Annotated in this window: 1 pseudogene; it reads left to right on the forward strand. The window is 35.6% G+C overall.

Features of this window, described 5'->3' with window-relative positions:
- A pseudogene (locus ACSG5Z_RS31305) lies at nucleotides 1–292 on the forward strand (UDP-N-acetylmuramoyl-tripeptide--D-alanyl-D-alanine ligase); the annotation flags it as partial.

The following is a 292-nucleotide window of genomic DNA, read 5'->3' on the forward strand; positions in this document are numbered from 1 at the left end:
ATGTAACATTACAGGCAACTGGGACACATTTTAAAATGAATTGAGAAGAAAATATTTCATTCTACTTACCAGTATTAGGAAAACACAATGTGTACAATACGCTTGCTTCAATGGCAATTGCGACATATTTTGGTGTAACGTGGGAAGAGATGAAAGAAGGTTTAGTAACACTTCAAATGACAGGCATGCGTATGGAAATTGTAACAACAAATAGTGGTTTAACAATTATCAATGATGCTTATAATGCAAGTCCAACGGCTATGGAAGCAGCGTTCCACCTAATGAATGGTTT

The sequence above is a fragment of the Bacillus pretiosus genome (assembly GCF_051294775.1).
GTDB lineage: Bacteria > Bacillota > Bacilli > Bacillales > Bacillaceae_G > Bacillus_A > Bacillus_A wiedmannii.